The sequence below is a fragment of the Lentilactobacillus raoultii genome (assembly GCF_900411375.1).
Lineage (GTDB): Bacteria > Bacillota > Bacilli > Lactobacillales > Lactobacillaceae > Lentilactobacillus > Lentilactobacillus raoultii.
Genome location: NZ_LS423002.1, coordinates 63,516 through 72,163 on the forward strand (window position 1 = coordinate 63,516; position 8,648 = coordinate 72,163).

Consider the following 8,648-nt stretch of genomic DNA (forward strand, 5'->3'; position numbering starts at 1 on the left):
TTCATAATGGAAAAAGAGACGACACAAAAACCGGCATGGTTAAAGGTAACGTATGATCAGAAAAAAGTTGACCAGATGAACCAACTATTATCCGGCTTGAAATTAAATACGGTTTGTGCTGAGGCCAACTGCCCCAACTTAGGAGAATGCTTTGGCAGCGGGACGGCTTCGTTTATTATTTTAGGGCCGAACTGTACCCGGGCTTGTCGATTCTGTGACATCCCCCATGGTCATCCAAAGCCGGTTGATCTGATGGAACCATACCGGGTGGCAGAAGCAACGAAACGACTGGGCTTGAGTCATGTGGTCGTCACCAGTGTCGACCGGGATGATTTACCGGACTTGGGAGCCAACCAGTTTGTGAAAACAATCAATGAGATCAGACGATTGAATCCGAAGACGACGATCGAAGTTTTAACACCAGACTTTCAAGGACGCGAGGATTGCTTGGACAAGGTGATTGCCGCAAAGCCGGATGTCTTTAACCACAATATGGAAACGGTTCGCTCAATTACGCCGAAAGTTCGGCATCGGGCAACCTATGACACTTCATTAAAGGTGTTGAAATATGTTAAAGAACACGCACCCAAGACCACGTTCGTTAAAACCGGGATTATGCTGGGACTTGGTGAAAAGGATGAAGAGGTGTACCAGTTGATGGATGATTTACGGGCTATTGACGTAGACTTCCTGACAATTGGCCAGTATGTTCAGCCAGGTCCCAAGAACTATCGGCTGCGAGAATGGGTGCCAATGAAGCGTTACGCCACTTACTATCGTGAAGCTAAGAAGCGTGGTTTCCGCTTTGTGGCTAGTTCACCATTGGTTCGAAGCTCCTATAAAGCTAAGGAAGAGCTGGAGGCGGTTTACGGAAAATGATTTATGTGCCGGTGACGTCAACGGACGTTTATCATAACTTTGCTTTGGAATATTATTTAATGAGCGAAAAGCATTTTCAAGAGCCGGTCTTTTTACTATGGTCAACGACGCCGACAGTGATGTTGGGGAAGTATCAGGATGCAGCGGCTGAACTCAATTTACAAGCAATCAAGGAATACGGCGTTCACGTTTCCAGACGCTATTCAGGCGGCGGGACCATTTATACGGATGAAGGCGGCTGTCAATTCACCCTGATTTATCCAACCAACCAGTCAGAAATCGATTTCTCGGTGGGACTGAGGTTGATTCAAACTGCCTTAAATCAATTGGGCATTAAAGCAGTCACCGATAGTCGAAACGATTTGGTGGTTGCCGGCCGTAAAGTCTCTGGGAGTGCCCAATATCTGACTCCCGGCTATAAATTACATCATGGCAGCCTGTTGTTTGATTCTAATTTAGCGGTGATGAGTGAAGTTCTCCGGGCTGACCCGGTAAAGTTGCGGGCAAAGCGAATCGCATCGGTCCACCAGCGGACGATTAATTTAAAGGAACAGCATCCACAGTGGTCTGCCACTGAGTTTAAAACTCGGCTCTTACAGGCAGTCTTAGCACTGGGAACTTACAAAATCGAGCCGTTGAATCATCAGGATGAAATCCGAATTGCCGAAATTAGTCGGGAACGGTTTGCAGATCCAACATTTATCTACGGGAAATCAGCTGAATTGACCCACGTTGGTAAACAGTACTTTAAAGGCGGCGGCTTGGTTCAAATCAGTTATGCGTTGAATCGACATCAATTGACAGCTGTCCGGTTATCGGGTGACTTTTTCAGTGAGTTGAATCCAAGTCAGTTTGAACAGGCACTGATTGGGGTCCCATTTGAACGGACAAGGATTTTTAAGATTATTAACCGGCAACTTCAGGCAACACCGATTATGGGCATTAGCGCCGAAGAACTGACGACACTGATTTTTGCAGCGAAATAAGTCAAATCTGGTTTCATCATCCGAATTGCTATCCGGTGATCGAACCAGATTTTTTAATTTTAACTTTTAACGGATTGTTTTTTGTATCCGGAGGCCTGTTATGATACGCTTTAGGTGATAATTAAATTGATTGGAGATGTTTCATATTGGATGGATTAGATTCAGTCATTACCTTAAATAACGGTGTTAAAATGCCGCGGCTTGGTTTGGGCGTTTGGAAAACTGATAATCACACGGCTCGTGATTCGGTCGCTGCGGCAATCCGTAACGGCTACCGGGCAATTGATACGGCTCGGCAGTATGGCAACGAACAGGGAACCGGTGCCGGGATTAAATTGGGTCTTGAACAGGCTGGCTTAAAACGTGACGATATTTTCGTTACTACCAAGTTATATAACGGTGAACAGGGAGACTATGATCAAGTCGCTAAAGCTTTTGAACATCAACTTAGTGATTTGGGATTGGATTACGTTGATCTGTACTTGATGCATTGGCCGGTCGATGCCACCTTTATTGAAAGTTATCACGCGATGGAGCGGCTGTATCACGAAGGTAAAATCCGGGCGATCGGTGTTTCCAATTTTGATAATGATCGAATGGCTAAACTGCTTGAAGCCTCTGAAATTGTCCCAGCCGTCAATCAGATGGAATTCAACCCGACCAATCAGGAACATGACATTTTGCCCTTTGACCAGAGTCACAGCGTTGAGATGACAGCTTGGTCACCACTTGGCGGTGGCGCTTCTCTCAGCAACCCGTTAATTCAAGAACTGGCCAAGAAGTACCAACGTTCCGCTGCTCAGATCATTTTACGGTGGGAGTGGCAACGCGATATTGTGACAGTGGTTAAATCAACTCACGAAAAGCGGATCATTCAAAATAGTCAAATCTTTGACTTCTCGTTAAGTGATGAAGATGTCCAAAAGATTAATCAACTGGATCAAGGAAAGCGCGGCCTTTGGTATGATGATTTTCAGTGGCATAATCCTAAGGGTGCTTATGGCAACAGCATTGATCAGTGGCCGGATACCCGAAAGTAAGGATTGACCTGACAAATTAAAATCAATTATTTAAAATTGGCATATAAAAATATTCCTTGGCTAAAAGTCGGCGCTGACTTTAACCAGGGAATTTTTATCAAAAAAAGTTGGCTGACTCAGCAAAAAAGCAGTTCAAAAATCAGTGTGATAACAGTATTTTTCAATGACTATTGAAACATGAGATAAAAATGACTGATTAGTTATTGACTGCCCGGTCATTAGCTTCTATACTTGGGCCATTAATTAACCAACTCGATCAGGGGAGGAATAGTCATGGCCAGTGAAATGATTTTGGAAATTAATGGCTTAAAGAAAAATTTTGGTCGGTTTCAAGCGTTAAGTCAGGTTAATCTGCAGCTTCATCGAGGGGAAGTGCTCGGATTTATTGGGCCAAACGGTGCCGGAAAGTCAACCACAATTCGAATTATCTTAGGACTCATTCGATCTTCAGGTGGTGAGGCCAAGGTGTTCAATCGGGATGCTTGGCGAGATTCAGTTACCATTCATCAGCAGTTAGCCTATGTGCCGGGAGACGTTTACCTCTGGCCAAATTTAACCGGTGGGCAGACAATCGACTTATTGCTTCATATGTCAGGTCAGTCGCATACGGCCAAGACAGATCAGTTGATCGAAACATTTAAGTTGGACACTGCTAAGAAAAACCGAACCTATTCAAAAGGGAATCGCCAAAAAGTGGCCTTAATCGCGGCATTCTCAACTGATGCGACCCTTTATATATTTGATGAGCCCACTTCTGGACTAGATCCACTTAACGAGTTGATCTTTCAACAACAGGTTGCTGCGCTGAAGCGGGCCGGCAAAAGTGTCTTACTTTCAAGCCACATTTTGTCGGAAGTTGAGAAAATGTGTGATACGATCGCCATTATTCGGGATGGCCGCGTTATTGAATCAGGTTCTTTAGCAGCGATGCAGCATTTGACCAGGAACACCGTAACGGTTAAAACTGCCACAACTATGGCTGACTTACAAACGGTTACCGGCATTCACCAGTTAGAATTTACGAATCAGGCGCAAACAGCTGCCACCTTTAGTGTTGATTCGGAAGCACTGAGCAGCGTCATGACACGACTAGCCCAAAAGTCGATTCTGCAATTGAGAACCATGCCGCCGACTTTGGAAGATCTCTTTCTCCGTTATTATCAAGCTGATAATCAACAAGGGGCGGGTGAGTAGGATGGCTCAAACGTTAACACTATTAAACGCCAATTTAAAACGGGACGGGCTTAAAATAATGATTTGGCTGCTGGTTTTGGCGGGACTCTTTGTGGCAGTGGCCGCAAAGTTTGAGGGAATTTATGGCACACCTGCCCAATTGGCCGCAATTGCCCAAACTTTGAAATCACAAGCAATGGTTGCATTATTTGGCCCGATGATCACCACTAAATTAACACCGGCAATTGTTTTTGCGGCTGAAATGATGGTCTTTTGGGGCGGCTTCATGGTGCTCTTTAATTTTTCTCTTTCTGTGAATGCAACGCGGGGGCAGGAAGAAAGTGGCTTGACGGAAATGATTTTGGGCGGACATCCAGTGGGCCGATTAGCCCCGATTTCAGCGGCAGCACTTGAATTGGTGATTGCCGACATTGGTTTTTCTTTGATCACCGGAATTGGCTTGGGACTGGCTAAAATGCCTGGTAGTCATGTGAGGGGTGACTGGTTATTTGCCATCACCTTGGGCTCAGTTGGACTTAGTTTTGGCTTAATCTCCTTGATTTTTTCTCAATTAGTGGCTGACAGTCATAATGTTACCCTTTACAATAGCGCTTTTCTGGGAATTACCTATTTGATTCGGATGATGACGGACGTCACTCATCCAAAACTAACCTGGCTGTCACCATTTGGGTGGATTGAAAAGGCCGGTATTTATACGCAAAATGATTGGTTACCGGTTGGCAGTCTGCTCATTCTTGGACTGGCTGGGTTTATTCTCGCGCTTGTGTTGAATCGGTCTCGAGACATTGGTGCTGGAATGATCCAGGTTCGAGGTGGCAAACAAACTAGTCACTTTCTTCGGGGACCCGGAACCCTATTAATTTGGAACCAGAAAGCCGTTAGTTTATTTTGGCTGATTGGCATGGCTGTTCTTGGCGGCAGCTATGGATCGGTTTTTAACAGCATTGGTCAGATCGTCAATCAATCTCCAGTTGTGCAACAGGTGCTTGGCCAGAGTGGTCGCCATCAATTGCAGCAAAGCCAATTACTGTCATTTGTCAGTATTCTGGGCGTTATCTTTAGTGTCTTGGCGATTGTCGGTGGCTTGATGGTGATTAACCGATTGTATACGGAAGAACGTCGGGGTTACTTACAGTTAGTTGAAGCCAAACCTCAGAGTCGAACTCATCTCATGATGGTTTATTTAATTTACGGATTTAGCCTGTCAGTGGTCATCCTATTTGTTGCTTTGATGTCAGCTATGCTGGCTGGAAACGCAGTTCTTGAACGGTCGCTGGCATTTCGGTACTTCTGGCGAACTTTTGTGGCAATGCTGCCAATTTTAGCGTTGTTTACAGGTTTATCAACTGCTCTGATTGGACTTTGGCCAAAGGGACATTCTGCTATTTGGCTGCTGCTGGGCGGCTCATTTATCATTTCATACTTTGGCCGCTTAATGGATCTCCCAGTTTGGGCGATGAAACTGTCACCATTTTACTGGTTCCGAAAAGTCCCCCTGGCTTCAATTAACGCGACACCGGTTGGTTGGCTGCTGGGACTCTCACTTCTCTTAATTATTTTGGGGATTATTAGTTATCGGCAACGTGATTTGGAAAACTAAGAAAGTGGGTGACAGAATGGTGGGAAAACGATTATCCCGAGATCCTCAAAAAGTAACAGCGATTTTAAATGCGGCGGTTAAAATCTTTGGGACCGCTGGCTATAGCGCTAGTACAGATCAAATTGCCCTGGCGGCTCATGTCGCCAAAGGGTCGGTCTTTCGCTATTTTGATAATAAACCAAAATTGTACAGATCTGCAGTTCGTCAAGCAATGACTACGCTTACCAATGTGGTTGATTTGACGATTTGGCTGGCCTCCGATGATTTGGTCAGCATGATTATTCGAGCCACTCGGTACAAAACCGAGTTATCGCATCGCTATCCAAATGAGTTCGCATTACTCACCAGAGTCTATACACATGATGGTGATATTCCCCAGTCCCTTGATGATGACACGTTTGCTATCATTGATAAATGGGCCCGACGCATCCAACATCAAGTCGTCGATGCGATGGCTGACAAGTTAACATTGCGTCCTGAGTTGGAAGAAACCACGGTTAAAGCTTTTTTGTCAATGGTGTTACAAGGCATGACCCGGCAAATTCAGACCTATTTTGATCAACATCCGGGGATTAGACGAATGGAAGACATGACAGAAATTGTCGAGCAAGTGACCCGTTACATGGAGATGCTGGAATACGGGATTGTGCGCCAATAACGTGAGTTAAACGATGAAAATGACCCTTTGCGGATATCTTGTTGAAAGATGTCCACAAAGGGTCATTTTAAATAAAACAGTGCTTAGCTTATGATTGTTCTTCAGCATCAATTCGAGAAGCTTCATAACGCTCAGCGGCCGTCTTTAAAGCAATTTCGAAAGGAATCTTAGCGTGTTGATTGAAAGTAGCGTAGGTAAGGCCGTGCGCCTTAGCTAAATCGATTGCCAGATTAGAGTCGCGGTGACTGACATAGTGCAAAGCAATGATCAGCATATCCGCATCTTCAACCATCGCTTCAAATCGTTCACGATCAATTGAGTCAACTTCGGTTAAAGTTGCATCATAGGCATCGGTTACTCGGCGCAAGTTTTCAGCGTAAACACTGTCTCCAACCAGAAGAACCGTTTTTCCTGAAACAATTGGTTGAATTTCAGGATAGTTCGGTGTCCAAGGTTTCGGCGTGTTTCCGGAAGGCTTTTTTGATTTATCGGGCTTTTCAGTTGCCGACTCACTGTCTTGAGGGTGAATCCAAACAATTTTGATCGTCCCGGGATTGCTGTCATACCAACTGACGTCGACAATCTGGCCGACTCTAAGGTTGTATTTTTCGAGCTCTTCAGGTGTTGGCACATAGGGGAGCGCGCCCATTTCAAAAGCTTCTGTTCCACTAATATTACCCTCACCGGTTGGATTATCGACTTCTAGATGACCATTTCGTTCAACGATTTCACCCGTATAAAATCTGATGCCTGCATCGGCCAACGATTTGCCACTATGCTTAATAACGTTGACTGCAATCTTACCATCCTCAAAGTTGGCATTTGCTAAATCGCCATCAGAGAGACCATAACGTCGAACAATTTCTTCATTAACGTACTTGGTGCCAATATTAGCCCCGGAAAGGTGCAATCGAACCGGGTAAGCTTTTTCGACTTCGATTTTCCTTAAAAGGGCCTTCTTTAATTCGTCATGAGACTGTAGATAATCCCATAGTTGATCAATGGTTATAGAAGAAGTCAATTGATCAAGAGATGGGGTCTTATTATCTTGGTTTTCCTGTTGCAAACTAAGCAGTTGGTTCTGAAGACTTGATATTTTACTAAGCAACTTTTGAAGGTCAGGATAAGGTAGGTTCACATTAGCCCGATTTAATTCAGGAACTTCTGAATTGGGTTGGTCACTAAAAGATGATGAATCGTTAGTTGAAAAAGATTGATTATTAATTAATACCATATAGAAAATTCCTCCTTTAACTTGTGAATTTAGGATACTAGTAATTTCCAGTTATCACAAGGGAACAGGCCAAAATTTAACAAAGTTTTTTTGAAAAAAATATCACGAAATTACGTATGGACCAATCAGAATGACTTATTTTTTTAATAGGACAACTCCTTCAAGCAACACCACTCCTGATAAGAGATCAATCGGGTGTTAACCGCTTGAATCCGTTCACTATTTAAAAGTGTCGTGGACTTGAAGCTGCTGGACAGTTGGATCAATCCAGTCAAAGCGTTGCGTTAAGGTTTGACGGTGACCATGTGTCTTGGTTGTCAATTGAATGTTATAGCGACCGGGGATATACGGTCCAAAAGTTCTGGTGGTATTTTGAGTTAGACTTTTAGCCACAACATGGCCGTTGATTTTTACCTGAACATGATCGCGGTTGGAGCTGATCGTCGGAAAAATCGGGGCAACTTGCAATGTATAGTTTTCAAAAAGGAAAAAGTGATGACCGATATCGACAAAGTCTAAGAGCCGATTGACGACGCCGGTTGCTGACATTCGTCGTTTGAGTTTGGCCCGTTGATTAGGATAATGTTGATAATAAGTTATTAAAGGTTGAACTGAACGTGGGGTAATTTTAAAATCCGGATCATCAGTACGAATTAATGAAGCGACTGTTTTGGGATTGTTTTTTTCAATGGCACTGACAAAGCGGTTGGCGGTTGCTGACTGGCTATAGTAATGATCCAAGTAAAAATAGCTGCCAATTATGATAACTAAGAGCGTTGTTAAAATGCCAATGAGCCATTTTTGAGTATTAGTTGCGTGTTGTTGTGATTCCAAGGCAATCTTTCTTTCTGAATTAATAGTGGCCTAATTAGAATCGTTCTTTTAGAAGCAATTCTTTAGACAGTTGGGTTTTTAACTCCTATTATAATATAACCTGGATAATCTCTAAAAAAATAAAAAGAGGCCGCTGACCTGATCAAATTAATGATTTGGGCAGCGGCTTTTTTCACCCAATGGGTGAAAAAATGACTCCGATCTGTTAAATTAAATTTACCAG

Annotated in this window: 8 protein-coding genes; 6 read left to right on the forward strand and 2 right to left on the reverse strand. The window is 43.8% G+C overall.

Features of this window, described 5'->3' with window-relative positions:
* Nucleotides 1–6 precede the first annotated feature (6 nt).
* The 6 genes from lipA to ED605_RS13155 all read left to right on the forward strand — a co-directional run bounded on the left by lipA (nt 7) and on the right by ED605_RS13155 (nt 6,357).
* Complete coding sequence (lipA, locus tag ED605_RS13130; RefSeq protein WP_191981384.1) at nt 7–879, forward strand: lipoyl synthase; 873 nt, start codon at nt 7–9, stop codon at nt 877–879.
* A complete protein-coding gene (gene lplA / locus ED605_RS13135) occupies nt 876–1,865 on the forward strand; it encodes a lipoate--protein ligase (RefSeq protein WP_121979342.1) in 990 nt (329 codons plus the stop codon). The genes lipA and lplA overlap by 4 nt, the downstream gene beginning before the upstream one ends.
* Before the next feature lie 191 nt (nt 1,866–2,056).
* A complete protein-coding gene (locus ED605_RS13140) occupies nt 2,057–2,905 on the forward strand; it encodes an aldo/keto reductase (RefSeq protein WP_121979354.1) in 849 nt (282 codons plus the stop codon).
* 273 nt (nt 2,906–3,178) lie between these two features.
* Nucleotides 3,179–4,099 carry an ABC transporter ATP-binding protein gene (locus ED605_RS13145; protein ID WP_121979343.1) on the forward strand — a complete coding sequence of 307 codons (921 nt, stop codon included), beginning with the start codon at nt 3,179–3,181 and terminating at the stop codon, nt 4,097–4,099.
* Between the two features lies 1 nt (nt 4,100).
* The gene (locus ED605_RS13150; protein WP_121979344.1) at nt 4,101–5,699 is read left to right on the forward strand and encodes an ABC transporter permease; all 1,599 of its coding nucleotides are present in this window, start codon (nt 4,101–4,103) and stop codon (nt 5,697–5,699) included.
* 16 nt (nt 5,700–5,715) lie between these two features.
* Entirely contained in the window at nt 5,716–6,357 is a 642-nt protein-coding gene (locus ED605_RS13155) for a TetR/AcrR family transcriptional regulator (protein ID WP_225419149.1), read from the forward strand.
* Between the two features lie 88 nt (nt 6,358–6,445).
* On the opposite strand, the gene ED605_RS13160 is transcribed toward ED605_RS13155, so the two are convergent.
* On the reverse strand, nt 6,446–7,591 hold the full coding sequence (locus ED605_RS13160; protein WP_225419150.1) for a DUF2325 domain-containing protein: 1,146 nt from the start codon (nt 7,589–7,591) through the stop codon (nt 6,446–6,448).
* A 219-nt stretch (nt 7,592–7,810) separates the two neighbouring features.
* Nucleotides 7,811–8,425: a TcaA second domain-containing protein gene (locus ED605_RS13165; RefSeq protein ID WP_191981385.1), complete on the reverse strand. Its 615-nt coding sequence runs from the start codon at nt 8,423–8,425 to the stop codon at nt 7,811–7,813.
* Between the last annotated feature and the right edge of the window lie 223 nt (nt 8,426–8,648).